This is a genomic window from Acinetobacter sp. 5862 (genome assembly GCF_024494585.1).
Lineage (GTDB): Bacteria > Pseudomonadota > Gammaproteobacteria > Pseudomonadales > Moraxellaceae > Acinetobacter.
Genome location: NZ_JANHGP010000081.1, coordinates 1 through 1483 on the forward strand (window position 1 = coordinate 1; position 1483 = coordinate 1483).

Annotated in this window: 1 protein-coding gene; it reads right to left on the reverse strand. The window is 30.8% G+C overall.

The genetic code is table 11. The features are described 5' to 3' along the window. Positions 1-59: 59 nt before the first annotated feature. Positions 60-1376 (reverse strand): ATP-dependent endonuclease, encoded by a 1317-nt coding sequence (locus NO346_RS14565; protein ID WP_256415597.1) that lies wholly within the window; start codon positions 1374-1376, stop codon positions 60-62. Between the last annotated feature and the right edge of the window lie 107 nt (positions 1377-1483).

A 1483-nucleotide genomic window follows, 5' to 3' on the forward strand; every position in this document is an offset into this window, starting at 1 on the left:
GCTAACGGAGGCAAACCACCTTTGATGGCTGCTTAACCTCTACTTTTAAATTCAGTTATTTATGGGAGGATTACCGAGCTATTTTGCACAAAGTTGATTTCTTTAGCTTTTGAACATGGAGGTGATGAGGAAAAGTCCTTATATATTTTAATGAAACAAGTTTCTTTAGCTGTAGCAGAGAAAAAGTTTGGAGAATGTGTTGTGACGAAGACCTGATCTTTTGATGATAATTTTTCAAGGACGTTATAGAGGATTCTCTGACCATTGGGATGAAGGTACAACTCAGGTTCTTCAAAAAGAAAAATGTAATCTGTATTTTGGTTATCAGAATTAAGCTTTTCAACGTAGGTTCTTAGGATAGAAAAAACTAGAGTACGTTTTACACCATCACCTTTATAATCAATAGTAGTTTTTATACCATCATCTATTAAAATTTGAGTGCTATTAAAAATTTGTTTTACTTCTGGATTAGGAATTTGTAGTTCCAATTTGATTTGTGAAAAGCTTTCTTGAAAAACCTTTTCTATTTCAGTTTCTAGTAATTTAAGGCTAGGTAATCGTTCGTCAATAGTGTTTTCAGTACCATCCTCATCTTTGATAAGCTGACGATTAAGCATTTTGTTGAGCTTATCAAAAGAGCTTTTTATTTCTAAAAATTCAGGAGATTTTTCAATTTGTGTAAAGAGAATTTTTATTAACTTACCAAAACTTGTACTTTCTTTGGTCTTTGTTTCATCACTAAAATCTTTTACAGCTGGAATGTAAATAGGCTCAGGAAACATTGGTGTAACTGTGTTGCTGAATCCAGTTGGCAAACTTTCCCATTCATAATTGAAATTATCATCAGAGAGATTATTTATCAGCTCTTCGATCTTTTCTTTTGCGGCTGCTTGTGAGGAAACCGAGCTAACCATATCTTGTGGTAATTGATATGTTTCTCTCAAAAAGTTTTTAATTTCAGGTGTTTTTTTACCTTTAAGCTCATTAGCTATCCAATCAGCTTTATAAATTGTATCGATAGGAACTTTCTTGTAGCAAAGTAAATCACTTGTGAAATCTAATTTATACTTTCTGCGAAAGCTGATCGTATTATTTTCAATAATATTTTGAATTCTTGATCTATTTTCTTCATCTGATATTTTACTTAAATCATTTTCATTTACATCACTAAAAGTTATATCAATAAAAATCTCCTTGGATTTATCATAGTAGTCAGATTCTGAAATTTTTGTACCTTTCAGAAATAAATTAATAGCCAAAAGAGCAGTTGATTTTCCAGCATTATTTTCACCTATCACGCAATTCATTTGTGATGGCGTTAAATCGACCCCTTTAAGACCCCGAAAGTTTTCGATATGAATATTTGAAATTTTCATTATTAATTATCTATATGATTTTTTATAATTATATAGGACTTACGCACTATTATTTATAGATTCTCTGTGGTAGGAGATGATTTTTATCGAGAATAAAGTCATCAATG